Genomic DNA, 26,435 nt, shown 5'->3' on the forward strand with positions numbered 1-26,435 from the left:
CATCGGCATAAGATTCGTCATCCGAACGAATATATGGAGACACGGGAGAGTTCATGAGATTTGGCCGAATCGCGGTATCGATCGCAATGTTATTCAGTGTTTCTGCGTTCGCGCAGAGCAGCGTCACGTTGTATGGCGTGATGGACACGGGCGTCGAGTACGTGTCGCACGCAAACGCCGCGGGCGATCATGTCGTGCGCATGCCGGGCATCACTGGCGAAGTGCCATCGCGCTGGGGCATGCGCGGCGTGGAAGATCTCGGCGCGGAGCTCAAGGCCGTATTCGTGCTCGAAAGCGGCTTCAACGTACGCGCGGGCGATTCAGGGCAGGGCGGGCGGCTCTTCGGCAGGCAGGCGCTCGTCGGGCTGGAAGGTCCGTGGGGCACGCTGTCGTTCGGGCGGCAATACACGATGACCTACTGGGCCATGCTCGACGCCGACATCCTCGGGCCGGACATCTACGGCATCGGCGCGCTGGATGCGTTCATCCCGAACGGACGTAGCGACAACACCGTCGCCTATAAGGGCAAGTTCCACGGCGTCACGGTGGGCGCGTCGTACTCGTTCGGTCGCGACAGCGCGGGCACGGGCAACTCGCCAGGGCAGGGCACATGCTTCGGACCCGTGCCGGGCGACGCGAGCCAATGCCGCGAATGGAGCGCGATGTTGAAGTACGACAGCACCTACTTCGGCGTCGCCACCGCTTACGACGAGCAGCATGGCGGCACGAATGCCGCAGCGAATTTTTTCGATGGCGTGGCGCCCTTTCCGATCGCATCGAGCGGCGACAAGGACGCGCGCCTGCAGGCGAACGGCTATGTCAACGTGATGGGCGTGAAGCTCGGCGGCGGCTGGGTCGGACGCCGCGTGGAATCGGACGGGCCCGGTGGCAGCGTGCGTTCCAATCTCTTCTATCTCGGCGCGCAATACTTCGTGACGCCGGCATTCGCGCTCGATGGCGAGGGCTATCGCGTGATCGTCCAGCAACACGATACGCGCGCGACGATGGCAAGCCTGCGCGCCACCTATTTCCTGTCGAAGCGAACGGCCGTCTACGGCAACGTCGCTTACTTGTGGAACAGCGCGAAGGCGCGCTATTCGGTGAGCGCGGGCGGCGGCGGCACGACACCCGGCGCGGGCATGGGACAACTGGGCGCGATCGTCGGCGTGAGGCACTCGTTCTGACTGGCGCATGTCAGGCAATGCCGGCGGGCCTACGGTGCCTATGGAATGGATGAAAAAAAGCGCGATGCCGCTGCGGCATCGCGCTTTCATCGAATCAGACTTCGATCAGAACTTGTGACGCAGACCGACGCGCGTCACGAGCTGCGTGTTCGCGCCCGCATTGCCGATGAACGACGACGACGAGCCGATCTCCGCCTGCACCGGCACGCCGCGGTTGCTGCCCGACGCCTTCTGATATGCGCCGATCACATAGACATCGGTACGCTTCGACAGCGCGTAATCCACCACGCCGTTGATCTGATGCCACTTGCCGTCGAAGTTGCCGCTCAGGTCCGAGAACGTGTAGCCGACGCCCGCGCTCAATGCCGGCGTGAACGTGTACTTGCCGCCGATTTCATAGTTGTTCAGCGTCGACGATCCGGTCGTGATCTGATGGAACATCGTGTGCGTCCAGTTTGCCCAGATCACGGCGGCGGCGATCGAGTAACGCGCGCCGACGCCATAGGTTTCGAGGTCGTGCAGACCGAGCGTGTTCACGTTGGCGATGCTCACGCTGAAGGCCGGCGTCGCGGCGTTCGGATAGCGCAGCTTGGTGTACGCCGCGCCGATGCCGAGCGGCCCTTGCGCGTAGTTCAAACCGAAGCTATACGCGCTCGACGAGCCTTGCACCGCAGTCGCGCCGGTTCCGGTCGTGGGCGAGCCCGCGAAGTTCGTCGAGTTCGAGAAGCCGTACATCGCGCCGAACGTGAGGCCGTAGAAATTGGCGCTGCTGAACTTGACCGCGTTGTTGATACGGCTCGACGTCAACTGGTCCAGATCGTTGATGTGATACGCGTAGTTGCCGGCGGGCGTCTGGCTGCCCATCGTGTAGCTGCCGCCGAGATAATCGGTGGAGAACGAGTATTGACGACCGAACGTGAGCGAGCCGTATTCGTTCTTCGCGAGACCGACATACGCCTGACGGCCGAACAGCGCGCCGCCCTGGCCGAGGGTGCCGTCGCCGCTGTTGAAGCCGCTTTCGAGCACGAAGATCGCCTTGAGACCGCCGCCCAGATCTTCCGTGCCGCGCAGGCCCCAGCGGCTGCCTTGCGCGACGCCGTCGCCGTACTTCACGAGGCTGTCGTGGCCGCCGGGCACCGCGACCTTGTTCGCGTACGTGATACCGGCGTCGATGATCCCGTACAGCGTGACGCTGCTTTGCGCGTGCGCCGCGATGCCGAACATGCCGAGTGCCGCAGCCGCTACGATGTGCTTCTTCATTTTTCTTTTCCCAGGTGTTGTCCGCATGACGCGGATGCCGCTCGACGCGGCCCGATCGAGGGACGGCGCAGCGCTTTTAAAGGCGCGAACGCGGCCATCCCGGCTTCGCGAGTAACCGCGCGAAGGTCGAGTCGTGCGTGATGTCATTGAAGCCACTTCTTGCGAGAGAAGTGGCAAGAGGTCCCACCGCGATGAAGCCGCAGAACGCCGCTTCACGTTATAGCGATGGGAATATAGCGTGTCGTCAGGGATTGGTAAATTTCCGTTGCGTTATTTGTAGCATTTCTCCCACATTACGGTCGTGCTTAACGCAACTAACTGTCGATCCTCGCCGCGTACTTTGATCAGGCGCAGTCATTGCATATAACGAAAAAACGCAAAGGAGATGCCATGCCGGAAAACCGCCATCCAGACGCTTGCAGAATTGGCGTCGCTTTCATCGAAGCGCAACTGACGACGCTCCATGCCTATGCGAGCCTGCTGTCCGACTGGATCGAGCGCGGCGCGCCGCCGCCCGATTTCGCGAAAGCGCAGCCGTTACTCGCGCGCAAGCATTCGCACCCTGAAGCGCATACGCATAGCGAAGACGGCACGCCGATGAAAAGCTCGCCGCCGGAGAACGCGCCGTCGTGGCCGTCGTTTGACACTACCGAGAAGCGCATCGCTTTCGCGCTGACCGTGCCGTGCACGAATGCGATTCTCGCGGTCGCCGAATACTTCGATATTCATCGGCTTTCCGCATCGCGCGCGCCGGAAGTGCAATTCCTCATGCGTCTGCGCGATGCCGTCGCGAACGGCAACACGTTCAGCCTCGCCGCCGACGAATACAGGCCGCACGCCGCGTATGCCGGCCTGATCGTCGATCACGCGCTTGACGGCACGCTGCTCTTCAGCGATGGCGTCGAGCCCGGTTTTATCGAATTCGGCGATACGGTCGGCTTGCTTCGCTATCTCGCGAAGCTATTGAAGAGCATGCAATCGGCGATCAGCGCGGGCGATGCCGGATAACCTCGCGATGACTTTCATCGCGTCTAGCTCGCGGCGCGCTCCTGTCCAGGCGTTTTTGCAAAGCATTGCTTGTAGCAGCGCCCGAGATGCGACGCGCTCGCGAAGCCGCACTGCATCGCGACATCGAGTAAAGAAAGCGACGATTCGCGGATCAGCTTTTGCGCGGCCTTGAGCCGAAGCTCCAGATAAAACTGCGACGGCCGCACGTTGAAGTGCTTGATCCACATGCGCTCGAACGTGCGCGGCGAGATGCCCGCGAGCGATGCGATCGTCTTCATCGGGATGGGACGCTCGATGTTCTGCTCCATCAGCGTGACCGCATGCACGATGCGGCGATCTTCCACGCCGTAGCGCCATTGAATCGCCATCTTCTGGCTTTCCTGCGCGGTGCGCATGCGCGTGTGAATGAACTGATCGGCGACTTCCGCCGCGAGCTGATGCCCATGCTGACGCGCGATCAGATCGAGCATCATGTCGATGGCGGCGGTCCCGCCGCTGCATGTCATGCGATCGCCTTCGATGCAATAGAGATCGCGGCTCACGTCGAGCGTCGGAAATTCGTCGGCGAGTTCCTTCAGTGCTTCCCAGTGAATCGTGCAACGGCGCTTGTCGAGCAATCCCGCGCGCGCGAGGATCATCGTGCCGAGACTGATGCCGCCGAGCGTCGATCCCTTCGCGGCATAGCGCCGCAAAAAATCGAAGACCTGTGCATTGCGATAGTTCGACACGCCGATACTCGCGACGACGAACACATGACTCAATTCCGGCGACGACGTGATCGCGAAGTCGGGCAGCAGCGCGAAGCCCGAGCTCGAAGAGACAGGCTCGCCGTCCGCGCTGATCAGGTGCCAGCTATAGAGCGCCTTGCCGCTCACGCGATTGGCCGCGCGCAATGGCTCGGTGACGGAGCTGAGCGCCATCATCGAGAAGTGCGGCACGAGAAAGAAGCCCATGCGCTGGGTTTTCGTCTCTCCATCGACGATGGACGCAGGCGCGCGCACGGCCCTGATCGAGCGTGTGGTCGGCGGGATGTCGTTCGCGTTCATGCGCTAGACGCGAATCGATTCAAGCACGAGATCGAGCAGGGGCGTCACATCGTCTGAGTCCAGCGAGTCAACGGTGCGTTCCAGTTCGCGCGCCCTGTTCGCGCCGCACGCGGGCTCGGCGAACGCGCGGAACTTGGCGCGGATCGCGTTCGCGTCGAGCGGCAAGTCGGGATCGCCCAGCGCTTGCGTCGCACCGGAATCGAAACGCCTGCCATCGAATAGTTCGATGCTCACTTCGGCGAAGCGCTCGCCCGGAAAACGGGACGTGTACTCCGCGCCTTCCTTGACGCGAATGAGATGGCTCAGACGAAGGACTTGCTGATCGCGAAGGGCATCGCCGTGAAGCGCGTCGAAGCGCACTGCGCCATGTTTCAACGCGACCGCGACGGGAAAGAGCAGACTGTACTGCGCCTCTTCAGTCGATGCCGGCGCGGCGTGCGCGAGGCGCGTCGCATGATGGAACGTGCGCACGTTCACCGCGCGAATCTGCTCGCTCGTGAAGCCGTGTTCCGACTTGAGCGCGAGCGCCGCATCGATAGCGGGATGCGCCCATCGGCAGACGGGTTGCGGTTTGAAATATTGCTCCATGATGCGCCAGCGTTCGCCCAGATCGCTCCATATACCGCGGGTTTCGTCCTGCTCGATGGTGATCGCCGGCGCGCCGGTAAAGCCGCGCTGCGCGAGAAACGCGGCGGAGAGACCCGCCATGCAGCCCCAGCCGGAACCGTCCTTCACCATCGTCGGGTGATCGATGCAGCGCATCATCTGACTGCGCGGCCCGTGATACTCCGCGATGCCGAGCGCCTCGCGCGTTTGCGGCATGTCGAGCGGCAGCACGCGCGCGGCGAGCGCCGCCGCAGCCAGGGCATTCCATGCGCCCGACGTATGATAATCGCAGGCGCTCGCGTGCAGCGCAATGCCCGCGCGCGTGCCGAGCTCATAGCCGAGCACGACGCATGCAAGAAACTCGCGGCCGCTCATGCCGGGCCGCATGTCGGCGAGCGCGAGCAGCGCGGGCAGCACGGTCACGCCGACATGGCCTTTGGTCTGCGCGTGGCCGTCGTGGCCGTCGCAGCTATCGATGGTCATCGCGCCTGCGAGACCCGCGCCGATCGGGCTGGCGGCGCGGCCATCGAACAACATGCGCGAGCGCAGCGCGCCGGGCGCGAAGAACTCGAAGGCGTGATCGCTCGCGATACGCGACAACTCGGTCTTTCGTCCGGCAAGCGCGACGCCGAGCAAATCGAGCACGCATAGTTTGGCCTGTTCGATGACGCGCTCAGGCAAGACATCGAACGTCAGTTCATGAATGAACGCGATGGCGGATGTGCCCATCCATCAGTCTCCGGTATAGGAGGGCGCGCGGCGCTCGAACGTGGCGGCGATCGCCTCGCGATGATCCGCCGTGCGATGCGCGATGCCCTGAAACGCCGCCGACATTTCCAGCAGGCTCGGCAGGTCCATGCGTTGACCTTCGCGCACGAGGCGCTTCGACATGCGCAGGATATCGGGCGCATTGCTCGCGATCTCGCGTGCGAGCGTGAGCGCCGTTTCCATCAGTTCCGCATCGGGCACGACGCGCGACACGAGTCCCCATGCCTCGGCGCATTTCGCGTCAATCGCCTTGCCGGTAAAGATCATTTCATTGGCGCGCGACAGTCCGACCGCACGCGGCAACAGCCACGCGCCGCCATCGCCGGGAATGATGCCGACCTTCGCGAAGCTCTCGGCGAACAACGCGCTTTCGCCCGCGAGACGGATATCGCACATCAGCGCGAGATCGCAGCCGGCGCCATGCGCGGGACCGTTGACGGCGGCGATGCACGGCACGTCGAGTTCATGAAACGCACGCGGGATGCGCTGAATGCCGCGCCGATAGTTCTCACGAATATGCGCCGACGTTCCCGAAAACGTGCCGACTTCATCGCGCATATGCTTGATGTTGCCGCCCGACGAGAACGCCGGACCCGAACCCGTCAGCACGATCGCGCGCACGGACATGTCGCCTTGCGCGCGCTCCAGACACGCGATGATCGCATCGACGACTTCTTTTTCGGTAATGGCGTTGCGCGTTTCGGGGCGGTTCAGCGTCATCGTGACGACGTGGCCGTCCTGTTCGTACAGTACGGGTTCGCTCATTGCGAGGCTCCTGAAAGCATGCTTTGATAAACGGGTCCGGCGAGTTCGTGACGCAGCACCTTGCCGCTCGGATTCAGCGGCAGCTTATCGACGAAGAAGACCTTCTTGGGACGCTTGTAGGGCGCGAGATCGTCGCCGGTTTTGCAGAACGCGACGACATCGTCTTCGGTCAGCGTCGATACGCTGCGCACGATAAAGGCGGTCACCGCTTGCCCCCACTTTTCGTCGGGCACGCCGATCACCGCGGCTTCCTGCACGCCGGGGCAGTGATACAGCACTTCCTCGATCTCGCGCGGATAGATGTTCTCGCCACCCGACACGATCATGTCGTCGGCGCGGCCCTGAAAGTGGAAGTAACCTGCTTCGTCGATGCTGAAAAGATCGCCCGTATAAAGCCAGCCCGACTTGAATTTCTTGTCGGTCTCGACAGGGTTATTCCAGTAGCCCGATGCAAGCTGCGGTCCCTTGACGATCAACTGGCCGACTTCGCCCGCCTCGACGGTTTCGCTCGGCGTCACGACGCGCTCCGGATCATTGCGGATCACGCGACAGGTGCTGATGAGCGTGGGCTTGCCGCACGAGCCGAGATACGTGAGCGCATCGCGCGGATGCAGCAGCAGCGTGAGGCTTGCTTCGGTCATGCCATAGCCGTTGAAGATGCTCGGGCAGAACTCGTCGATCACGCGCCGCATCGTTTTCGCGGGAATCGCCGCGCCGCCGGTCGTGATCATGCGCAGGCTGTGCGTATCGATGGATGCGAAGTCCGGATGAAACAGCATGTCCTGTATCTGCGTCGGCACGGCGAAGAGCGTCGTGATGCCGTAATGCGCGATGGCTTGCAGCGTCGCGTGCGGCTCGTAACGCGGCAGGATCACGTTATGCGCGCCGACCATCAGATGCGGCACGAAATACGCCTGCATGCCGCCGACGTGATAGAGCGGCGCGATATGCAAGGCCGCATCCGTGCTCGTGAGGCTGTACTCCATCACGCAGTTCGTCGCGATGGAAACATCGTTGCCGTGCGTGTGGATCGCGCCCTTCGGACGCCCCGTGGTGCCGGACGTGTAGACGAGCGCCGAGATATCGTCAGGCTTGAGGCGCGGCAGCGGCGCATCGAATTGCTCTACGCGCGCGATCAACGCTTCGAACGCGTGATGGTGCGCGGGCATGTCGGAGCCATTGTTCACGCACACATAGGTGCGCAGATCCGGCAGCGACTGCTCGATCTTCGCGACCACCGGCAACATCGAGTCGTCGTAAATCAAAGCCCGCGCGCCCGCGTCGCGCAGAATGAACGCGGCTTCGTTGGCGGAGAGACGGAAGTTCATCGGCACCGCGATCGCGCCGAGCAACTGGCACGCCATGTACGCAGTGGGCGTCGCGTCGGAGGTCTTTTGCAGAATCGCGACGCGGTCCATCTGGCGCACGCCCAGATCGAAGAGCGCCTGTGCGAGACGGCGCACGCGCGCATTCCATTGCGCATACGTGAGTGAAACGGCGCCGCAGGTCAGCGCGGGACGGTCCGGATATTTGGCGACCGTGTTTTCGAAAAGCGACGTGATCGTGAGCATGATGCGTGTTGCTCTCTAGAGAGTGATCCGGATGTCGGGAAGATCGCGACCCGCGATCAGATACTTGGCGACTTCTGACGTGCCGCCGACGATGGTGAGCGCCCGCGCATCGCGATAGAGCTGCTCGGCGCGACCGTATTCCTTCGTGAGGCCGTCGCCGCCGAGAATCTGCACGGTCTCGTCGGCGCAATAGTTCGCGGTTTCGGTCGCGACGAGCTTGGCCATCGCGGCTTCCTTCATCAGCGCCTTGCCGTCGGCGCCCGCGTCGTACATCTTGGTCGCGCGATAGGTGATGAGCTCCGATGCGTCGATGCGCCAGCTCATCTGCGCGATCTTGTCCCAGATGAGTTGCTTGCAGCCGAGCGCCTGACCGAAGGATTTGCGCGTCTGCGCGTGCGCCGTCGCGATATCGAATGCGCTGCGCGCGACGCCGAGACCCGAGCCGCCGAGGATCGCACGCTCGAAGTTGAACATGCCGCGCATGATGCGAAAGCCGCCGCCTTTGTCGCCGAGCAGATGATCGGCAGGCACGCGGCAATTCTCGAACCTCACCTCGCCGACGATGCAGCCGCGACGCCCCATGAACGTATAGTTGCGAGGGAAACTGATGCCCTTCGCACTCTTCGGCACCGCAACCGCCGTCATGCCGTCGCCGGTCAGTCCATAGACGATATAGACGTCCGCGACGGATGCATTCGAGATATAGCGCTTGAAACCGTTGATGACCCATTCGTCGCGCGTTTCATCGAAGTCGATGCGCGTCTCCATGCCCGCCGAATCGCTGCCGACGTTCGGTTCGGTCACACAGATTGCGCCGATGGCCGTGCCTTCGAGTATCGGCGTGAGATAGGTATCGCGCAGGCGCTCGCTCGCATGACGATGCAGCGGATACGCGCATGACAGGGCAGTCGCGATGGTCGTCTCGAACGCGTAGTTGATGTACGACGCTTCTTCGGAAAGGATCGTCGCGTGCGTGAGGCCGGGGTGTTCGAGCTTGCCTTTGTACAGATCGGGGAACATCAGCTTGAGATAGCCCGCCGCCCCGAGTGCGCGGACTACATGCCTGACCGCATCCCAGCTCTGACGGTCTTCGATATCTGCTGCGCGCGGTGCAAGCTCGCGTTGCAGGAAGTCGCGGACTTCGGCGCGAAAGGCCCGGTCCGCATCGTCTAAAAGAAAATCGCGCATGATCGTGGTGTAGGTTCGTTCAGATTCGCTGCGCATAGACGCGTGCGTCGCGCACGGTCGGCAGAAGAAAGCGGGCGCGGCGGATCGCTTCGTAATCGATCTCGCCGACGACGAGGCATTCCGCTTCGCCTTCTGCCTGCGCGATGGTTTTGCCGAAAGGATCGAGGATGCGCGAGCCGCCCCAGAAGGTCATCATGCCCTCCGTGCCGACGCGATTCGCCATGACGATCGGCACGCCGTACGTGAGCGCGTAGAAGCGCAGATTGAGGTCCCATCCCGATGGATTGTCGAAGCCTTCGCCCACGGCCTCGCGCGCGGAGCTGATCGGTGCTGCGAGCAGCGTGACGCCGTCGCACATGAGTCCGTGCACCACCGCCGGATTCCACAGATCGTTGCAGATGGGCGTCGCGACGCGCCATGCGTCATCGATCGAATAGCTCTCCGGCTTCGGACCGGCGGCGAAGTAAAGGCCGTCGCGCAGCTTGCCGTAGGTCGCCAGCATCGTCTTTCGATGTACGTGAATCAGCTTGCCGTTCGCGACCGTCGCCTGGCTGTTGTAGAACTGCCCGCCCGGCGCCTCCTCGATGAAGCCGAAGACCACATGCATGCCAGCGCTCGCTTCGGCGAGTTGCCGGATCGCGGGATCGTCGCGCGTCATCGCGAGACGCAGCGCATCCTTGCCGCCGCTATGGCCGTGCAGCGAAAGCTCGGGGAAGACGAGCAGACGCACGCTGCGCTTCTTCGCATCGCCGATATGATCGAGATGACGAGCGAGGTTCGCGTGCACGTCGCCGTATGCCGTATCGGTTTGCGCAGCGGCCACTTTGATCGTGGTCATGAGGTCGATCCTTTGCATTTGCGCGGCCAGATTTCAGATCAGCCCGGACTCTTTGAGGAACTGATTCGCGACATCGGAGAAGGACTTCTTCTGTACGTCGACGCTCGCGTTCAGGCGGGCCATCGTGGGCGCATCCAGTTTCGCCGACAGCGCGTTGAGCAGCGGCCCGAGCGTGGGGTTCGCATCGAGCGTCGCCTTGCGGACCACCGGCGTGAGCGCATAGGACGGGAAGTAGCCCTTGTCGTCCTTCAGCAAGACGAAGTTGAACGCGGGCACGCGGCCATCGGTGGCGAAGACGAGCGCGACATCCACCTGATGATCCTTGAGCGCCTGATACGTGAGGCCCGTATCCATGCGCTTGACATCGCCCTGGCTGAACTCGAAGCCATATTGCTTTTGCAGCGGACGCAGACCGTCAGGACGCGCATAGAACTCGGAGTTGCACGCGAACGTGAGTTCCTTGCCGCCCTTGATCGCCTTCGCGAGATCGCTCATCGTGACGATGCCGAGCTTCTTCGCTTCGTCCTGATTCATCGCGAACGCATAGGTGTTGTTCGCCTTCGACGGGTTCAGCCACACGAGGCCCTTCGCCGCATCCAGTTCCTTGACCTTCTTGTAGGTGTCGTCGGGCGAGAGGCGGTCATTGACCTTGTTGTAGGTGATGAGCGACGTGCCCGTGTATTCCCAGTACACATCGACCTGACCGTTCTCCTGCGCCTGACGCAGCACGGCGCTGCCCATGCCGTCCTTCTTCGTCACGGTGAAGCCCTTCGCTTCGAGATAGCGCGAGGTCATCTCGGCCATCAACTGCTGCTCGGTGAAGTTCTTGCCGCCGACCACCACCGATGCGGCGCTCGCTGTGAAGCTTGCAAACATCGAAATAAGGATGCCGAACGATACGGAGAATAACTTTTTCATGGTCTCTCTCATTGTTGCGAATGCGGGTTGATGAGTCAGGTTTGCGGATTCACGCCGCGCGATACCATCAGTCGTTGCATCTGGCCGATGAACGCGTCGGTGAAAATCGCAAGCAGCGCGGTCGGGACGGCGCCCGCGAGCAGCATGCCGAAGTCGTTCAGGTCGATACCGGTGAAGATCAGTTCGCCGAGGCCGCCGCCGCCGATCAGAAACGCGAGCGGAGCCGTGCCGACCGTGATCGCCAATGCCGTGCGAATGCCCGCGAAGATCACATAGAGCGCGTTGGGAAGCTCGACGCGCCAGAGAATCTGCCAGGGCGTCATGCCCATGCCGGTCGCGGCTTCGATCAACGTGGGCGGCACCGCGCGCAGGCCTTCGTATGTGTTCAGCGCAATGGGCAGCAGCGTAGCGACCCACAAGCCGAAGATCGCGGGCACCGCGCCGATGCCCATCACGCTCATTGCGAGTGCGAGCAGGGCGAGCTTCGGCACGGCCTGTCCCGCGTTGAGCGACTGCATCACGACGGCCGCGCCGCGTTTCTGCGACGGACGGCTCAGATAGACGCCCGCCGGAATCGCGACGATGATCGCGAGCACGCCCGCCACGGCGACCATCATCATCATGTGCAGCCCTTGATACACGATGTCGCTGCGATACTGATCGATGCTCGCCCACCAGCTATCGGCGTGCGCCTGCGTGCTCAGCGCAGCAAGGAGCGCGGCTGACAATACGCGTTTCATGCGTGTTCTCCGGCGGGCAGCTTCAACATGTCGACGATGCGCTCCTGGCTCACATAGCCGACGAAGCGGCCGTCGTCATCGACGGTGGGCAGCCATGAAGCGCCGTTCGCGAGCATCGTCGATACGACGGTGCGCAGATCGTCCTTCTGGCTCGCGGTGGCCTGAACGGGAAGCGCATGCGCCGCGGTGACCGGGCCTTCGACATTCAGCAAGCGGTCGATCGTGAGACAGCCGTGCGGCTTGTCGGCGGCATCGACGAGCACGATCCGGTCGACGCCGTGCTTCTCCATCATCGCTCTGGCGCGCGCACTGTCTTCGCCGACGCGCACGATGCAATCGCATGCGGAAAGCGCATCGCGGGCGCGCAATAGACGCAGACGCTTCAATGCGCGATCCGTGCCGACGAAACCCGCGATGAACGGCGTGGCGGGACGCGCGAGAATGTTGTCCGGCGAATCGAACTGTTCGAGATGACCGTTGCGGAAGATCGCGATCTTGTCGGCCATCTTCACGGCTTCGTCGATGTCGTGGCTCACGAACATGATCGTCTTCTTCACCTGCTTCTGAATGCGCAGGAATTCGTCCTGAATCAGTTCGCGATTGATCGGATCGATCGCGCCGAACGGTTCGTCCATCAGCATGACGGGCGGATCGGTGGCGAGCGCGCGCGCCACGCCGACACGTTGCGCCTGGCCGCCCGACAGATCCTTCGGATAGCGCGTGAGATAGGTTGCGGGATCGAGCGCGACGATCTCGAGCAGTTCCGCCGCGCGGCGGCGCGTCTTCGCCTTGTCCCAGCCGAGCAGCGTCGGCACGACGCTGATGTTTTCCTCGACCGTCATGTTCGGAAAGAGGCCGATCTGCTGAATCACATAACCGATGCGGCGGCGCAGTTCGACGACTTCGAACTCGTCCGTATCGCGCCCTTCGAGATAGATCTTGCCCGACGTGGGACGCACGAGACGGTTGATCATCTTGAGCGTCGTAGTCTTGCCGCATCCCGACGGCCCGAGCAGCACGCAGATTTCGCCCGCGCCCACTTCCATGTTGATGCCGTCGACGACCGGGCTCGCCGCGCCGTCGTATCGCTTGGTAAGGTTGGAGAGCTTGATCATGATTTATTGCGCGTGTCCGGTTTGTTTGCGAAAGCCCGTCATGGCGGTGAGGCGCAGCGCGAGGCTGGCTGCGCGCGAAGGAGCGCGAAGTCCCTTCGGCGTGAGCCAGCGCTGCACCCACGAGAGACCGATATCGGCGGCGATGGCGAGCACGCTCACGAGAATCGCGCCCGCGATCAACTGGCGCGGGTCCGACTGCGAAATGCCGCGGCTGATGAGCTTGCCGAGACCGCCCGCGCCGATATACGCCGCGATCGCCGCGATGCCGACGTTGATCACCACCGCCATGCGCACGCCGGCCATGATGATCGGCAGCGCAATGGGAATCTCGACCTTGCGCAGACGCTCGCCGGTGGTCATGCCCATGCCGCGTGCTGCTTCGCGCAAGGCCGGATCGATGTTGGTGATCGCGGTATAGGTGTTGCGTACGATCGGCAACTGCGAATAGAGGAAAAGCGCGATGACCGTCGGCAGAAAGCCGATGCCCTGGCCAATCACGGAGAGGACGGGAATCATCAGGCCAAACAGCGCGACCGAGGGAATCGTCATGATGATCGCCGCGACATACAGCACGATCTTCGCGAGGCGTTCGTTGATCGTGATCGCGATGCCGAGCGGCACGCCGGTCAGGATCGCGAGCCCGACGCCCACGCCGACGATCTCGATGTGCTCGCCGGTCATCCTGGCGATGCTCGCCAGGTTGTCCCAGATGAAGGCAAGGGTTTCCACTATGTCTCCTGAGCTCCTTCGTTGAAGAGCCGTGTCTATGTTTGGGTCCTGCTATGGCCTAAACGATAGAGCGGAGTGGGGACATAGGGCTACCATCGACCCGACATTGTTTGTCACGAAAACGCCATGGCGGGCGCGTGACCTCTTTTTTTCTTTTTAAATCAGTTGCATACGAAACTACGTCGGCTGTACGGTCTGGTCATTGCGATGCTGCATTGCGGCGAGCACCGATACTCCGCCATGCGAGCGCCGCAAGCGAAGCGGTGACGAACAGCGCGAACAGATAGATGCCCGCGGGGCCGACGCGACTCATCACGAACGAAGCCGCAATCGGGCCGATGCTTCCGCCCAGCGCGAAGGTCAGCAACAGTCCGGCGCTGACGGCTACGCGCTGACGCGGCGCGATCCAGTCGTTCGCATGCGCGACCGATACGCCATAGATCGTGAAGATGAGACTCACGTAGAGATACGCAACGGGCTGAACGAAGGCCGCGCCATGAAAGACGAAAAGCGTCGCGCTCGCGAGCGTCAGCGCCGAAGCAATCGCGCAGATCACGCGCTTGCGGTCGAACCTGTCCGACAGATACGCAAGCGGCCATTGCGGCAGCAGCGCCGCGATCAGCGCGACGCCCATGAAGCTCGATACTTCTTCAACGGCGTATCCCGCGCCCCGCATGTAGACCGGATAGAGCGCATAGAACGTGCTGTTGAGCAGGCCCGATGCGAAGCATCCCCATAACGCGAGAGGGGCATCGCGCCAGAGCGTCGGCAATGCCTTGAGCTTTGTCTTTGGCGGCGCTTCGAGCGGACCGGCCGGCTCGGGGCGTTCATCGATATCGGCGACGGACACGCGCGCGAGACTCGCCGGTACGAGCGACAACGCGAACAGCGCGGCCACGAGACTGAACAGTTCGAAGCCGTTCGAATTCGCCACGCCGATCAGAAACTGCCCCGCGCCGACACACAGATACGTGGTGATGGAATAGACGGAGAACACGCGTCCGCGAAAGGGATTGGGCGCAACGCCGTTGAGCCAGCTTTCCATCACGGCGAAGATGCCGACGAGCGAGAAGCCCGTCATGAAGCGCAGCGCCATCCAGACGGCCGCTTGGGACGTGACCGCATAGCCGAGCGCGCTGCACGCGGCGAGCGCCGCGAAAGCCGCGAACGCGCGATGATGCCCGACGCGCGCGATGATCGCCGAGCCGCGCCACGCGCCGAGCATGAAGCCGGTGTAATAGGCGGCCTGCACGAAGCCGATCGTCGCGGATGGGAAATTCGCGTGCACCATGCGCAACGCGACGAGCGTGCCCAGCAGGCCGTTGCCCATGACGAGCAGGGCGAAGCCGAGCAAAAGACTGGCGATGGACGAAACGATGCGGCCAAAAGGAAGCCCGGCGTCGATGCGCTGATCGCATTCCCCCGCCGGACTCATACTGCCCAGTTCTTCTGTGCTCACGCTTTCGCCTCGAATGAATGCGCGCCGGATCGACGGCTCACTATAAGGACGGAGCGGGGCGGGCGTGTAGCACGGCAGCGACATCGGCTTGCACGCACGCGGCATTGTGCGGCGTGCGCGGTCAGGCGCGCGGTTTGCTCAGGAATCGGTGACATCATCCTGTCATACGGAAATGGACCAATCACTGAAATGCCTGAGGGACAGAATCGCGAAGCAGATCGCGGAGCGTGAGGCGGCGCTCGTGCCGTTGCGCGAGAGTGCGCAGGAAGCGCCCACGAAACACGATCGCGAACGCATTCTTCTGACGCTCGCGGTGCTCGAAGACGAGCTCGCCGGGTGGAAGAAAATCGCGACGCGCATCGAACAAGCGGTTTTGTTCGAGCCGCGGAATCATCGCGCGATCCGTATGCCCGCGTTACGATAACTCCACGTATCCGTCTTTCGAACCCTCCGACACACGCGTGCGCATTCCGGTCAAAATGATTGGGTGCGCGCGTTTTCCATGGAGAACCACATGTCCGCATCCAACGGCAACAACGACACGCCCGTCTGGTTCATCACCGGCTGCTCGACCGGCTTCGGCCGCGAACTCGCCTGCGCCGTGATCGACAAGGGCTGGCGCGCTGTCGTCGCCGCGCGAGATCCCGCGAGCGTCACCGATATCGTCGAACGCGCCGAAGGCCGCGCAATCGCGGTGCGTCTGGACGTCACGAACGCCGATGAGATCAAGTCCGCCATCGACGATGCCCACGCCGCGTTCGGTCATATCGACGTGCTCGTGAACAACGCGGGTTTCGGCTATCTCTCGGCCGTCGAGGAGGGCGAAGACGATGAAGTGCGCGCGATGTTCGAAGCGAACTTCTTCGGCGCAGCCGCGATGATCCGGGCCGTGCTGCCGCGCATGCGCGAGCGCCGTTCGGGGCATGTCGTCAACATCACGTCGGTGGGCGGTCTCGTCGGCAATCCGGGCAGCGGCTATTACGCGGCGACGAAGTTCGCGCTGGAGGGGCTCGGCGAAGCGCTCGCGCGCGAAACCGAAGGGCTCGGCATCAAGGTCACGGCGGTCGAGCCGGGCCCGTTCCGCACGGACTGGGCGGGCCGGTCGCTCAAGCAAACGCGCAAGCCGATCGACGATTACGCGCAGACCTCGGGCACCCGGCGCGCGGCCATCGCGGAGCGCAGCGGCAGGCAACCGGGCGATCCGGCGCGCGCCGCGCAGGTCATCATCGAAGCGGTCACGTCGCCTGAGCCGCCGGGACATCTCGTGCTCGGCGGCCCCGGGCTGGAACTCGTGCGCGCCAAACTGGCGAAGCTGACCGCCGAGATCGATGCGTGGCAGACGCGCAGCGAATGGACCGATCATCCGGGACAATGATCATGAAGCGGCTTCGCGTGGAGGAGCAACACATCCTTTCGCTCGTCGCCGCCGATGCCGCCGCGCTGCACGTCACGCCGCCGCATGTGCGCTTCGTGACGGGCTGCGCCGGGCCTTGCTACGAAGCCCTGTTCAATCGCATCGAAGTCGATCGCGCCACGCTGGCGCTGCCGGAGCCGTTGCTTCGAATCGTCGTCGCGCATGAAGTCGGGCACGCGACGCAACGCAGAACGATGCTGCTCGATTTCGCATGGACGGTGCTGTCGGTGATGGCGCTGCTGTCGATACCCTGCATCGTTTTCGCGACCTCATCCGATGAAGACTTCTGGCGCGTGAGCGTCCCCGGATTCGCGTTCGTGGTGGCGTTTTTCGCGTGCGGGAAAATCTGGCGAATGCGTAGCGCCAAACGTTCGGCCGCCTTCGAACTCGATGCGGACGCGAAAGCCGCGGCGCTTTGTGGCGCGGCGTCCGCCCTCGCGGCGCTCGAAGTCATGGCGACGCGCGGCCATATCGACGCGGCGCGTCTCGACGCCATGCGGGCGCGTCTCGAAGCGGCCTGATTTCGCGCCGGGCGGCGCCAAAAGAAATGCACGGGCGTCCGTAACCGGATGCCCGTGCATTTTTATGAGCAGTGTCGCGTGATTGCCGCGTTATTGCGTTTGCGAGGCGGGCGGCGTCGTAGTCGACTTCTTGTGATGCTTCTGGCCTTTCTTGTGATACGCGGGGCGCGGCTTGTTGTTCGGGTAGTCCGCCGCCGCGAACGACAGCGTCGGGGCCGCGAAAGCCGCCAGCACCAGAAGCACGAGGGATTTCTTCAAAGACTTTTTCATCGGAGACTCGCTTGGAGGAGATGGCCTTAAAAAGGGCAAAGCAACACGTGGGCCGCCGCTTCGCACCGTAAGAAATATAAAGACTCGATATTCCGGTGCAACTAGGGGAAAACCGGCTCGATCATGCTCATGCGTTTGTGATTCAGGCCGCGGCGGCGCGGTTCCTCCGCGCCGGGCGCTGCTGAGGCAACAGTATATTGCACAAAAAAGTGCAATTCACTGATGCGCGCGCATAAGACGTTGACGCAACGGGATTTTTGTCGATTTGCACTGCTTCGACAGATGTGCATCTGCTGCCTATGGTCCGCGACAAATGTCATCGACTGCATCTACTATCGTGCCTGCTCTCAACTCAGGGACGATCCAGTGAAAGAAGACGACATCCGCAGGAATGCCTTCGCCATGCCTGTGCACAATCCCGCTTACCCGCGTCCGCCGTTCCGCTTTCTCAATCGCGAGTACTTCATCATCTCTTACGAGACCGATCTCGACGCGTTGCGCGCCGTGGTCCCCGAGCCGCTCGAAGTCGACAACGGCCTCGTGCATTACGAATTCATTCGCATGCCGGATTCGTCCGGCTTCGGCGACTACACCGAAAGCGGCCAGGTGATCTCGGTCATCGATCCGGATGGCAGGAAGGGCAGCTATACCCATGCGATGTATCTCGACGACGAAGGCCCGATCGCGGGCGGCCGCGAGATCTGGGGCTTTCCGAAGAAGCTGGCGTCGCCGCGCTTGGCCGTCGATGGCAAGGACACGCTGCTCGGCACGCTCGACTACGGCTCGCAGCGTATAGCGACGGGCACGATGGGCTACAAGTATCGTCCGCTCGATCTCGAAGCGGAGCGCAAGAAGCTCGCCGATACGCCGAACTATCTGCTGAAGGTGTTGCCGCATGTCGATGGCACCGCGCGCGTGTGCGAACTCGTCCGCTTCTTTCTGCGCGATGTGAGCGTTCTCGGCGCGTGGGAAGGCCCCGCCGCGCTGGAACTGCATGCGCATGCACTCGCGCCCGTCGCGGATCTGCCGGTGCGCAAGGTGGTCGGCGCGCGGCATGTCATCGCGAATCTCACGCTCGATATCGGCGAAGTCGCCTACGACTATCTCGCGCCGCCGGACGAACTCAGGCTCGCCGTCAATCAATAACTCCGCATCACTTCGACAAGGGAACAACACATGGCACTGCAAGGAAAAGTCGCGCTCGTCACGGGCGCAGCGAGCGGCATCGGCGAAGAGACGGCGCGCAAGCTCGCGGCCGATGGCGCGGCGGTCGTCATCGCCGATCTGAATCTCGCGAATGCGCAGAAGGTTGCGGACAGCATCGTCGCGGCGGGCGGCAAGGCGATCGCCGTATCGATGGACGTGACGAGCGAAGACGCGGTGAACGCCGGCATCGAAGAGGCGGTGGCGAAGCTGGGCGGCATCGACGTGCTGGTGTCGAACGCGGGCATTCAGATCGTCGCGCCGATCGAAGAGTATGCGTACGCCGACTGGAAGAAGATGCTCGCGATCCATCTCGACGGCGCGTTCCTCACGACGAAGGCTGCGATCAAGCACATGTACGCGTCGGGCAAGGGCGGCTCGATCATCTACATGGGATCGGTGCACTCGCATGAGGCGTCGAAACTGAAGTCGGCCTATGTCACGGCGAAGCATGGCTTGCTGGGACTCGCGCGCGTCGTCGCGAAGGAAGGCGGACCGCGCGGCGTGCGCGCCAATGTGGTGTGCCCGGGTTTCGTGCGCACGCCGCTCGTCGAGAAGCAGATTCCCGAGCAGGCGAAGGCGCTCGGCATTTCGGAAGAAGAAGTCGTGAAGAACGTGATGCTGAAGGAAACGGTCGATGGAGAATTCACGACCGTCGCCGATGTCGCGAACACGGTCGCATTCCTCGCGGGCTTCGAATCGAATGCGCTGACGGGGCAGTCGGTCGTCGTGAGCCACGGCTGGTTCATGCAATAAGGAGAATCCATGCGCCGCAGTCAACGCAACACACTCATGCAGGCGAACCACGTCGCGCTGCCGGATTACGATGACGTTTGCCTCGTGCTGCAAGGCGGCGGCGCGCTGGGCTCCTATCAGGCCGGCGTGTTCGAAGGGCTCGCGGAAGTCGGCGTCGATCCGACATGGACGTCGGGCATTTCCATCGGCGCGCTGAATACCGCGATCATCGCGGGCAATGCGCCCGAGCACCGCGTGGCTGCGCTGCGCGGATTCTGGAATACGATCTGCCAGCCCGCCGATCTGATCGGACATGTCGGGGCGTTTGTGCCCGCGGCGTTCGGCTTCGCCAACATCGGCCGCAAGTTTTCGAGCATGTGGGCGGCGGCGCGCGCGCTGACCGAAGGGCAGAGGGGCTTCTTTTCGCCGCGCTTGCATGTGCCCGAACTCGGTCCGGGCACGAAGAGCAAGCGCCCGAACGAGGTGAGCTACTACGACACGTCCGCGTTGCGCGCGACGCTCCTGCAGTTCGCGGATTTCGACCGTATCAACGATGGCGTCATGCGTGTGTCGGTCGGAGCCGTCAATGTGCGCACGGGCAACCTCGTCTACTTCGACAATACGAAGATGCGTCTCGCGCCTGAGCACTTCATGGCGTCGGGCGCGTTGCCGCCGGGATTTCCCGCTGTCGAGATCGATGGCGAGTTCTACTGGGACGGCGGTCTCGTATCGAATACGCCGTTGACGGAGATCATCCGCGAAAGCCAGCACAAGGACACGCTCGTGTTTCAGGTGGATCTGTGGAGCGCGCGCGGCACATTGCCGGGCGATTTTCTCGACGTGAGCGAGCGCACGAAGGACATTCAGTATTCGAGCCGCACGCGCGCCATCACCGATTTCGTTTCGCATAACCAGAAGCATGCGCGGCTCATCAAGGAACTGCTGGAGCATATTCCCGAGAAGACGCGGCGCTCGCATCCGCTGTTGCGCGAGGCGCAGAAAGTCGCGGATGGCGGCGCGGTGAACGTCGTGCATCTCATCTACAAGAACAAGTTCTTCGAAGGGCACTACAAGGACTACGAGTTCAGCAACGACACGATGGACGAGCACTGGGCGAGCGGGCTGGAAGATATTCGCCGCTCGTTCGCGCATCCGGAGTGGTTCGAGGTGCCGAGTCATGATCTGGGCTTCGTGACGCATGACGTGCATCGGTATGAGCCCGCGCCGCAAGCGACGGCAGAGATGCCGAAGGCGGTGGCAAAGAAGCTGGTCGATGTGGATGAGGTGGAAGGCGTTTGAAGCCGGCGCGGGTTTCCATTAACCTGATCAGCCTCGTCACGATGAATCGAGGCATCTCATGACCGACTGGAAACCCGCAACCTACCCCTCCATCAGCCCGTATCTCATCTGCGAAAACGCTGACGCGATCATCACCTTCCTGCAAAGCGTCTTCGAAGCCGAACTGGTCCGCCGCTTCGACCGTCCCGATGGCTCGCTGATGCACGCCGAAGTGCGCATCGACGACAGCATCGTGATGATCGGCGGCGGCGCGACGGATCAGCAAGCCCCGGGGCCACATATCCACGTCTATGTGCGTGACGCTCAAGCCGTCTACGACCGCGCGATGCAGAACGGCGCGCAAAGCGTGCAAGCGCCCACGCGCAAACGCACCGACGACGACTTCAGAGGCGGCTTTCGCGATGCCGCCGGCACGACGTGGTGGGTCGCCACGCAATGACCGGTCAACGCTTTTTCCTCTTTGCGCGCGCCGCGGATGCGCCCAGACTGTCGCGCAACGCGTTCGTCAGCGTTTTCAGGAACTGATCGACCGCGGGCGGCAGACGGCGCTCGCGCATCACCGTGACCTGCAACAGGCGCTCGTTGAGCAAGGGCTCGTCGATTGGCGTGGCGACGAGCGTCGGCGGGCCGGGATCGCCTTCGAGCGCGACCGCGCTGCCGAGTGTGATCGCGCCCGTGAGCGCGGCGAAATGATGCATCGCGCTCGAATTGTTGCTCGTCAGGACCGGCTCCAGATGCACGCCGCGCGCCGAGCAGCACCAGTCGATCAACTGGCGCACGGTGGTGCCGCGATCGAGCACCGCGGTGGGATACTGAAGCACGTCGTCGAGCGTGATGCTCGTTTTGCCCGCCAATGGATGCGTCGGCGGCAGCAGCGCGCAGACCGGCGCCTTCACGCTGTATTCGATGCTCAACGCCGTCGATGTCGATGTCGAGAACGCGAGCCCCACATCGACTTCTCCGCTCGTCACCCAATGCTCGACCTGCACGGGCGTACCTGATCGCATCACGAAGCGCGTGCGCGGATGCTCGCGATAATGCGTCGCCATCACGCTCGGCAGAAAGCAGCGCGTGAAACCCTCCGTGCAGCCGATGCGCACGATCCCGAGCCCGAGCGCATGCATCTCCGATATCTCGGCGAGCACCGCGTCGCCATCCATCAACGCGCGGCGCGCGTGCTGCACGAGCAATTCGCCCGCTTCGGTCAGGATCATGCCGCGCGCCATGCGCTCGAATAGCGGCGTGCCCGCCTGTTCCTCCAGCTTCGCGATCTGCCGGCTGATTGCCGACACCGCGACGTGAAGCTGTTCCGACGCCGCCGCGAGCGAGCCCGCGCGCGCGACTTCCACGAAGTATTTGAGTGCGATGCCATGCAGCACGGCGTTCCCCGAGCGTTGCCTTTTTGGCAATGCTAGTCGCAAATATTGAAATTGTCGCGAATTTTTGATGTTCCTAGACTGGCCGGAATCGCAATGAACATTTTTCCGGAGACGTCGTGAAAGAACCTCAGAACATGCGCGAAAACGCGATCGCCATCGCTTGCAGGACATTCGATTCGGGCGCGTTTTTCGCGGATTTGCAGCGCCGCGTCGCGTTCCGCACGGAGAGCCAGAACGGACGCAATTCCGCGCTAAACGCCTATTTGACCGACGAAATCAGCGACACGCTCGCGCGCCTCGGCTTCACGGCGCAGGTCGTCGGGAATCCCGTCGCGGGTGGGCCGCCGTTCCTGATCGCGGAGCGCCATGAATCCGATGACCTGCCGACCGTGCTGACCTACGGCCACGGCGATGTCGTGCGCGGCTACGACGAGCAATGGCGCGCGGGCCTGAAGCCGTGGGAGATCGTCGTCGACGAAGACCGCTGGTACGGCCGCGGCACCGCCGACAACAAAGGCCAGCATTCGGTCAACTTCGCGGCGCTCGCTTCGGTCCTTGAGGCGCGCGGGGGCAAGCTCGGCTACAACGTGAAGGTGATCTTCGAGACCGGCGAGGAGATCGGCTCGCCGGGCCTCGATGAAGTCTGCGCCGCGCACAAGGACGCGCTCGCGGCGGATGTGTTCATCGCTTCCGACGGGCCGCGCGTATCGGCGGAACGTCCGACGCTCTTTCTCGGCTCGCGCGGCGGCGTGCCGTTCGAGCTGACGGTCGATTTGCGCGAAGGCGGCCATCACTCGGGCAACTGGGGCGGCGTGCTGCGTAATCCGGCCGTCGTGCTGTCGCATGCGATCGCGAGTCTCGTCGATCGCAACGGGCGCATCGCCGTCGAAGGATTGCGGCCGCCGCCGATTTCCGATGCGGTGCGCGAAGCGCTCGCCGATATCGAGCTGGGCCGCGACGAAAGCTCGCCCGAAATCGATCCGACCTGGGGCGAGCCGGGCCTTACGCCGACCGAACGCGTGATCGGCTGGAACGCGCTCGAAGTGCTCGCGATGAAATCCGGCAACGCCGATGCCCCCGTCAACGCAATTCCGCCGTTCGCGAAAGCGGTGTGCCAGTTGCGCTTCGTCGTCGGCACGGACTGGCAGAACCTGCAAACGCATCTCGAACGCCACTTCGCGGAGCATGGCTTCACCGACGTCAAAGTGAACGCGACGCGCGGCACGCCCGCGACGCGTCTCGATCTCGACGATCCCTGGGTGCACTGGGCGCTCGATTCGATGCGCGCGACGACCGGCAAGAAGCCCGCGCTGCTGCCGAACCTCGGCGGCACCGTGCCCAACGACGTCTTCGCGACCACGCTCGGCCTGCCGACGCTGTGGGTGCCGCACTCGTATCCCGCGTGCAATCAGCACGCGCCGAACGAACACGTGCTCGCGCCCGTGATGCGCGAATCGCTCGGGCTGATGGCGGGCCTCTGGTGGGATCTCGGCGAGATGGGCGCGGCGATCGTCGCCGCGCGCAACGCCCGTTGACAAGCCACTTCACAACCACGCGGACATCATGAAGAAAAAGCCTCTGAGCCTGACACAGATCGTGCTCGCGACTTCGGTCGGCAATGCGCTCGAATGGTTCGATATCGCGATCTATGCGTTCTTCGCGGTGTATATCGCGAAGAACTTCTTCCCCGCCGCGAACGAGACGGCGTCGATGCTGCTCACGTTCGGCTCGTTCGGCGCGTCCTATCTGGTTCGGCCCGTCGGCGGCATGGTGCTCGGCGCGTATGCGGACAGGCGCGGGCGCAAGGCGGCGCTGATGATGTCGGTCGGGCTGATGATGATCGGCACGGCGATCATCGCGGTGATTCCGCCTTACGCGTCGATCGGTCTGATCGCGCCTGCGGGCGTGTTTATCGCGCGACTGATTCAGGGCTTCTCGGCGGGCGGCGAGTTCGGCGCCTCGACGGCGATGCTGATCGAGCACGCACCCGAGCGGCGCGGCCTGCTCGCGAGCTGGCAGTTCGCGACGCAAGGGCTTGCGACCTTGCTCGCGTCGATCTTCGGCTTCGCGCTCGCCAAGCTGATGCCCGCCGCGGAACTCGCCGCGTGGGGCTGGCGCATTCCGTTCTTCTTCGGCTTGCTGATCGGGCCGGCGGGCTTGTACCTGCGACGCTATCTGGAAGACGCGACAGATTACACCGAGGCCAAGCACACGGCCACGCCCGTCCGCGATGTCTTCACGCAGCAAAAGGCGTTGCTGCTCGTGTCGATCGGCGCGCTGACGGTATCGACGGCCGTGAACTACTTGTTGCAATACGTGCCGACGTTCGCGATCCGCGAGTTGCACCTCGATGCCTCGACGGGTTTCGCGGCGAGCACCGTCGCGGGCCTGATGCTGACCGTCGTCACGCCGTTCGCGGGGCATCTGTCGGACAGGATCGGCCGCGTGAAGCAGATGTCGACGGCGGCGCTGCTGCTCTTCGTGACGGGCTATCCGGCGTTCGCGTATGTCGTGTCGCACGTGTCGGTGCCTGCGTTGTTCGCGCTCGTCGCGTGGCTGGCGTTGCTCAAGGCGATCTATTTCGGCGCGCTGCCTGCGCTGATGTCGGAGATCTTTCCGGTGTCGACGCGCGCGACGGGCATGTCGATCGGCTACAACATCGGCGTGACGGTGTTCGGCGGATTCACGCCCGCGATCATCATCTGGCTGCTGAGCGCGACGGGCAGCAAGGCTGCGCCGAGTTTCTACATGATGTTCACGGCGGTGATCAGTCTCGCGGCGCTGGCGGCGGTGAGCCGGGGGAAAGGGGGGATGCGGGCGCTGCGCGCCGTGGCGTGAGGGCCGGCCGATTGGCTTTCGATCCGAAGATGTGAGTTTTTCGCAATCAAAACCGTTGAATGTCTCGACGAAGGAGTGAATTTATCGCGCCCTGATGTGAGAAAAAATCGACCCGTTTCGGCGTTTCCACCTATGTCTCGCGTCCCTCCCGCGATGGTCTACTCATCACACCAGTTGACCACACCCGTGCGCTACGTCTGGAGGAGACATGAACGTTGCAGAAACGCAGTCCGTCGAGCGATCGGCGATCAGAAAAGTGTCGTGGCGGCTCGTGCCGTTCGTCGCGCTGATGTTCTTCATCAACTTTCTCGACCGGACCGCGATCTCGTTCGCCGGCCCGAACGGCTTGACCAAGGATCTCGGCCTCACCGCCGCGCAGTTCGGTTTCGCGGCAGGCGTGTTCTTCATCGGCTATATCGTGCTGGAGATTCCCAGCAATCTCGCGCTGCATAAATTCGGCGCGCGCCGCTGGCTCGCGCGCATCATGGTGACGTGGGGCATCGTCGCGCTGCTCTTCACCTGGGTCAGCAGCGTGAACGGGCTCTATACGCTGCGCTTCCTGCTGGGCGTCGCCGAAGCGGGCTTCTTTCCCGGCGCGATTCTGTTCCTCAGCATGTGGGTGCCGGCGAAGCATCGCAGCCACATCCTCGCGCTCTTCTATCTCGCGCAGCCGCTCACGATCGTCATCGGCGCGCCGCTCGCCGCGCTGCTGATCGAAGCGCACGGCCTCTTCGGTCTCGCCGGCTGGCGCATCATGTTCTTCGGCGTCGCGATTCCGGCGATTCTCGTCGGCGTGATCGCGTGGTTCTATCTCGCCGACAAACCCGCCGACGCCAAATGGCTCACGACCGCCGAGCGCGACTGGCTCACGACGAGCCTCGACGAGGAAGACCGCGCGAAAGGCGCATCGGCGAGCAAGGGCCACGGCAGCCCCGTCGCCGCGCTGATGAGCGGCCGCGTCTGGCTCTTCGCGCTGATGTACTTCGGCCTGATCTACGGTCTCTACGCACTCGCTTTCTTCCTGCCGACGATCATCGGCGGTTTCGAGGCGCGCTTCGGCACGCACTTCAACGTGTTCCAGAAAGGCTTGATCACCGCGATTCCGTATCTGCCCGCCGCCTTTGCGCTGTTCCTCTGGAGCCGTGACGCAACGAAGCGTGGCGTGCGCTCGTGGCATATCGGCGTGCCGGCGCTGATCGGCGCGTTGAGCGTGCCGCTCGCGATGCAGATGGGCTCGCCCGCCGCGACCATCGCCGTGATCACCGTGACGGCCTGCGCGATCTTCTCCGCGCTGCCGAACTTCTGGGCGCTGCCGGCGCGCTTCCTGTCGGGTGCGGCGGCGGCTGCGGGCATCGCGCTCATCAACACGGTCGGCAATCTCGCGGGCTTCGTCGCGCCGTACATCACTGGCATGGCGAAGGACGCGACGGGTTCGTATCAACTGCCGATGCTGATCGTCGGCGCAATGATGCTGATGTCGGCCGCGCTCGCGTTCGCCATCGGCCGCACGAGCCAGGAACGCGCGCCCGACGCCGTCACGGCGAACGCACATTGAACACTCACCTCACACTGGAGTCATCG

The 26,435-nt window shown here is 63.3% G+C and carries 26 protein-coding genes; 12 read left to right on the top strand and 14 right to left on the bottom strand.

Going from position 1 to position 26,435, the window contains the following annotated elements:
* Nucleotides 1-53: 53 nt before the first annotated feature.
* Nucleotides 54-1,184: a porin gene (locus tag IAG25_RS06125; protein ID WP_187604052.1), complete on the top strand. Its 1,131-nt coding sequence runs from the start codon at nucleotides 54-56 to the stop codon at nucleotides 1,182-1,184.
* A 105-nt stretch (nucleotides 1,185-1,289) separates the two neighbouring features.
* On the opposite strand, the gene IAG25_RS06130 is transcribed toward IAG25_RS06125, so the two are convergent.
* Complete coding sequence (locus IAG25_RS06130; protein ID WP_187604053.1) at nucleotides 1,290-2,444, bottom strand: porin; 1,155 nt, start codon at nucleotides 2,442-2,444, stop codon at nucleotides 1,290-1,292.
* Between the two features lie 390 nt (nucleotides 2,445-2,834).
* Between IAG25_RS06130 and IAG25_RS06135 the strand changes: the two genes are divergently transcribed.
* Entirely contained in the window at nucleotides 2,835-3,452 is a 618-nt protein-coding gene (locus tag IAG25_RS06135; protein WP_187604054.1) for a hypothetical protein, read from the top strand.
* A gap of 23 nt (nucleotides 3,453-3,475) precedes the next feature.
* Here the strand turns inward: IAG25_RS06135 and IAG25_RS06140 are convergent, their stop codons facing one another.
* The 11 genes from IAG25_RS06140 to IAG25_RS06190 all read right to left on the bottom strand — a co-directional run bounded on the left by IAG25_RS06140 (nucleotide 3,476) and on the right by IAG25_RS06190 (nucleotide 15,195).
* A complete protein-coding gene (locus IAG25_RS06140) occupies nucleotides 3,476-4,498 on the bottom strand; it encodes a GlxA family transcriptional regulator (RefSeq protein ID WP_187604055.1) in 1,023 nt (340 codons plus the stop codon).
* Between the two features lie 3 nt (nucleotides 4,499-4,501).
* Nucleotides 4,502-5,833, bottom strand: a complete 1,332-nt coding sequence (locus tag IAG25_RS06145) for an MmgE/PrpD family protein (protein WP_187604056.1) — start codon at nucleotides 5,831-5,833, stop codon at nucleotides 4,502-4,504.
* Between the two features lie 3 nt (nucleotides 5,834-5,836).
* Nucleotides 5,837-6,637 (bottom strand): crotonase/enoyl-CoA hydratase family protein, encoded by an 801-nt coding sequence (locus tag IAG25_RS06150; protein WP_187604057.1) that lies wholly within the window; start codon nucleotides 6,635-6,637, stop codon nucleotides 5,837-5,839.
* Complete coding sequence (locus tag IAG25_RS06155) at nucleotides 6,634-8,208, bottom strand: class I adenylate-forming enzyme family protein (protein WP_187604058.1); 1,575 nt, start codon at nucleotides 8,206-8,208, stop codon at nucleotides 6,634-6,636. Before IAG25_RS06155 ends, IAG25_RS06150 begins: the two co-directional genes overlap by 4 nt.
* A 15-nt stretch (nucleotides 8,209-8,223) precedes the next feature.
* Nucleotides 8,224-9,432, bottom strand: a complete 1,209-nt coding sequence (locus IAG25_RS06160; protein ID WP_255503551.1) for an acyl-CoA dehydrogenase family protein — start codon at nucleotides 9,430-9,432, stop codon at nucleotides 8,224-8,226.
* Nucleotides 9,416-10,234 (bottom strand): nitrilase-related carbon-nitrogen hydrolase, encoded by an 819-nt coding sequence (locus IAG25_RS06165; protein ID WP_187604059.1) that lies wholly within the window; start codon nucleotides 10,232-10,234, stop codon nucleotides 9,416-9,418. Before IAG25_RS06165 ends, IAG25_RS06160 begins: the two co-directional genes overlap by 17 nt.
* A gap of 33 nt (nucleotides 10,235-10,267) precedes the next feature.
* Nucleotides 10,268-11,152, bottom strand: a complete 885-nt coding sequence (locus IAG25_RS06170) for a glycine betaine ABC transporter substrate-binding protein (protein WP_035505815.1) — start codon at nucleotides 11,150-11,152, stop codon at nucleotides 10,268-10,270.
* A gap of 35 nt (nucleotides 11,153-11,187) precedes the next feature.
* Nucleotides 11,188-11,892: an ABC transporter permease gene (locus IAG25_RS06175; protein WP_187604060.1), complete on the bottom strand. Its 705-nt coding sequence runs from the start codon at nucleotides 11,890-11,892 to the stop codon at nucleotides 11,188-11,190.
* On the bottom strand, nucleotides 11,889-13,007 hold the full coding sequence (locus IAG25_RS06180) for an ABC transporter ATP-binding protein (protein ID WP_187604061.1): 1,119 nt from the start codon (nucleotides 13,005-13,007) through the stop codon (nucleotides 11,889-11,891). Before IAG25_RS06180 ends, IAG25_RS06175 begins: the two co-directional genes overlap by 4 nt.
* A 3-nt stretch (nucleotides 13,008-13,010) precedes the next feature.
* Nucleotides 13,011-13,736 (bottom strand): ABC transporter permease, encoded by a 726-nt coding sequence (locus IAG25_RS06185; protein ID WP_035505821.1) that lies wholly within the window; start codon nucleotides 13,734-13,736, stop codon nucleotides 13,011-13,013.
* A 199-nt stretch (nucleotides 13,737-13,935) separates the two neighbouring features.
* Nucleotides 13,936-15,195, bottom strand: a complete 1,260-nt coding sequence (locus IAG25_RS06190; protein ID WP_187604062.1) for an MFS transporter — start codon at nucleotides 15,193-15,195, stop codon at nucleotides 13,936-13,938.
* Nucleotides 15,196-15,367: 172 nt separating this feature from the next.
* Here IAG25_RS06190 and IAG25_RS06195 point away from each other — a divergent pair, with 172 nt between their 5' ends.
* The 3 genes from IAG25_RS06195 to IAG25_RS06205 all read left to right on the top strand — a co-directional run bounded on the left by IAG25_RS06195 (nucleotide 15,368) and on the right by IAG25_RS06205 (nucleotide 17,130).
* The gene (locus IAG25_RS06195) at nucleotides 15,368-15,619 is read left to right on the top strand and encodes a hypothetical protein (protein WP_187604063.1); all 252 of its coding nucleotides are present in this window, start codon (nucleotides 15,368-15,370) and stop codon (nucleotides 15,617-15,619) included.
* 90 nt (nucleotides 15,620-15,709) lie between these two features.
* The gene (locus tag IAG25_RS06200; protein ID WP_187604064.1) at nucleotides 15,710-16,570 is read left to right on the top strand and encodes an oxidoreductase; all 861 of its coding nucleotides are present in this window, start codon (nucleotides 15,710-15,712) and stop codon (nucleotides 16,568-16,570) included.
* Nucleotides 16,571-16,572: 2 nt separating this feature from the next.
* Nucleotides 16,573-17,130, top strand: a complete 558-nt coding sequence (locus IAG25_RS06205; RefSeq protein WP_255503552.1) for a M48 family metalloprotease — start codon at nucleotides 16,573-16,575, stop codon at nucleotides 17,128-17,130.
* Nucleotides 17,131-17,220: 90 nt separating this feature from the next.
* Here IAG25_RS06205 and IAG25_RS06210 read toward each other — a convergent pair whose 3' ends face one another.
* Nucleotides 17,221-17,400, bottom strand: a complete 180-nt coding sequence (locus IAG25_RS06210) for a hypothetical protein (protein WP_187604531.1) — start codon at nucleotides 17,398-17,400, stop codon at nucleotides 17,221-17,223.
* A 366-nt stretch (nucleotides 17,401-17,766) separates the two neighbouring features.
* Between IAG25_RS06210 and IAG25_RS06215 the strand changes: the two genes are divergently transcribed.
* Genes IAG25_RS06215 through IAG25_RS06230 form a run of 4 tightly spaced genes read left to right on the top strand, consistent with a single transcriptional unit; the run spans nucleotide 17,767 to nucleotide 21,076 of the window.
* On the top strand, nucleotides 17,767-18,546 hold the full coding sequence (locus IAG25_RS06215; RefSeq protein ID WP_187604065.1) for an acetoacetate decarboxylase: 780 nt from the start codon (nucleotides 17,767-17,769) through the stop codon (nucleotides 18,544-18,546).
* Between the two features lie 30 nt (nucleotides 18,547-18,576).
* Nucleotides 18,577-19,359 carry a 3-hydroxybutyrate dehydrogenase gene (locus tag IAG25_RS06220; RefSeq protein ID WP_187604066.1) on the top strand — a complete coding sequence of 261 codons (783 nt, stop codon included), beginning with the start codon at nucleotides 18,577-18,579 and terminating at the stop codon, nucleotides 19,357-19,359.
* 9 nt (nucleotides 19,360-19,368) lie between these two features.
* Nucleotides 19,369-20,637, top strand: a complete 1,269-nt coding sequence (locus IAG25_RS06225) for a DUF3734 domain-containing protein (RefSeq protein WP_187604067.1) — start codon at nucleotides 19,369-19,371, stop codon at nucleotides 20,635-20,637.
* 58 nt (nucleotides 20,638-20,695) lie between these two features.
* Entirely contained in the window at nucleotides 20,696-21,076 is a 381-nt protein-coding gene (locus IAG25_RS06230; protein ID WP_187604068.1) for a VOC family protein, read from the top strand.
* 4 nt (nucleotides 21,077-21,080) lie between these two features.
* Here the strand turns inward: IAG25_RS06230 and IAG25_RS06235 are convergent, their stop codons facing one another.
* Nucleotides 21,081-22,016 carry a LysR family transcriptional regulator gene (locus tag IAG25_RS06235; protein ID WP_187604492.1) on the bottom strand — a complete coding sequence of 312 codons (936 nt, stop codon included), beginning with the start codon at nucleotides 22,014-22,016 and terminating at the stop codon, nucleotides 21,081-21,083.
* A 116-nt stretch (nucleotides 22,017-22,132) separates the two neighbouring features.
* Here IAG25_RS06235 and IAG25_RS06240 point away from each other — a divergent pair, with 116 nt between their 5' ends.
* The 3 genes from IAG25_RS06240 (at nucleotide 22,133) to IAG25_RS06250 (ending at nucleotide 26,409) form a co-directional block, all read left to right on the top strand.
* A complete protein-coding gene (locus tag IAG25_RS06240; RefSeq protein ID WP_187604069.1) occupies nucleotides 22,133-23,551 on the top strand; it encodes a M20 family metallopeptidase in 1,419 nt (472 codons plus the stop codon).
* A 25-nt stretch (nucleotides 23,552-23,576) separates the two neighbouring features.
* Nucleotides 23,577-24,854, top strand: a complete 1,278-nt coding sequence (locus IAG25_RS06245; protein WP_187604493.1) for an MFS transporter — start codon at nucleotides 23,577-23,579, stop codon at nucleotides 24,852-24,854.
* A 208-nt stretch (nucleotides 24,855-25,062) separates the two neighbouring features.
* Nucleotides 25,063-26,409 (top strand): MFS transporter, encoded by a 1,347-nt coding sequence (locus IAG25_RS06250; RefSeq protein ID WP_187604070.1) that lies wholly within the window; start codon nucleotides 25,063-25,065, stop codon nucleotides 26,407-26,409.
* Nucleotides 26,410-26,435: the final 26 nt, after the last annotated feature.

The sequence above is a fragment of the Caballeronia sp. EK genome, from assembly GCF_014384845.1.
Taxonomy (GTDB): Bacteria; Pseudomonadota; Gammaproteobacteria; order Burkholderiales; family Burkholderiaceae; genus Caballeronia; species Caballeronia jiangsuensis.

Coding starts and splice junctions, on each gene's coding strand:
- IAG25_RS06180 (WP_187604061.1), bottom strand. CDS start 13,007: ATGATCAAGCTCTCCAACCTTACCAAGCGATACGACGGCGCGGCGAGC.
- IAG25_RS06205 (WP_255503552.1), top strand. CDS start 16,573: ATGAAGCGGCTTCGCGTGGAGGAGCAACACATCCTTTCGCTCGTCGCC.
- IAG25_RS06200 (WP_187604064.1), top strand. CDS start 15,710: ATGTCCGCATCCAACGGCAACAACGACACGCCCGTCTGGTTCATCACC.
- IAG25_RS06195 (WP_187604063.1), top strand. CDS start 15,368: ATGGACCAATCACTGAAATGCCTGAGGGACAGAATCGCGAAGCAGATC.
- IAG25_RS06150 (WP_187604057.1), bottom strand. CDS start 6,637: ATGAGCGAACCCGTACTGTACGAACAGGACGGCCACGTCGTCACGATG.
- IAG25_RS06140 (WP_187604055.1), bottom strand. CDS start 4,498: ATGAACGCGAACGACATCCCGCCGACCACACGCTCGATCAGGGCCGTG.
- IAG25_RS06155 (WP_187604058.1), bottom strand. CDS start 8,208: ATGCTCACGATCACGTCGCTTTTCGAAAACACGGTCGCCAAATATCCG.
- IAG25_RS06175 (WP_187604060.1), bottom strand. CDS start 11,892: ATGAAACGCGTATTGTCAGCCGCGCTCCTTGCTGCGCTGAGCACGCAG.
- IAG25_RS06230 (WP_187604068.1), top strand. CDS start 20,696: ATGACCGACTGGAAACCCGCAACCTACCCCTCCATCAGCCCGTATCTC.
- IAG25_RS06125 (WP_187604052.1), top strand. CDS start 54: ATGAGATTTGGCCGAATCGCGGTATCGATCGCAATGTTATTCAGTGTT.
- IAG25_RS06160 (WP_255503551.1), bottom strand. CDS start 9,432: ATGCGCAGCGAATCTGAACGAACCTACACCACGATCATGCGCGATTTT.
- IAG25_RS06250 (WP_187604070.1), top strand. CDS start 25,063: ATGAACGTTGCAGAAACGCAGTCCGTCGAGCGATCGGCGATCAGAAAA.
- IAG25_RS06220 (WP_187604066.1), top strand. CDS start 18,577: ATGGCACTGCAAGGAAAAGTCGCGCTCGTCACGGGCGCAGCGAGCGGC.
- IAG25_RS06210 (WP_187604531.1), bottom strand. CDS start 17,400: ATGAAAAAGTCTTTGAAGAAATCCCTCGTGCTTCTGGTGCTGGCGGCT.
- IAG25_RS06170 (WP_035505815.1), bottom strand. CDS start 11,152: ATGAAAAAGTTATTCTCCGTATCGTTCGGCATCCTTATTTCGATGTTT.
- IAG25_RS06135 (WP_187604054.1), top strand. CDS start 2,835: ATGCCGGAAAACCGCCATCCAGACGCTTGCAGAATTGGCGTCGCTTTC.
- IAG25_RS06130 (WP_187604053.1), bottom strand. CDS start 2,444: ATGAAGAAGCACATCGTAGCGGCTGCGGCACTCGGCATGTTCGGCATC.
- IAG25_RS06165 (WP_187604059.1), bottom strand. CDS start 10,234: ATGACCACGATCAAAGTGGCCGCTGCGCAAACCGATACGGCATACGGC.
- IAG25_RS06225 (WP_187604067.1), top strand. CDS start 19,369: ATGCGCCGCAGTCAACGCAACACACTCATGCAGGCGAACCACGTCGCG.
- IAG25_RS06145 (WP_187604056.1), bottom strand. CDS start 5,833: ATGGGCACATCCGCCATCGCGTTCATTCATGAACTGACGTTCGATGTC.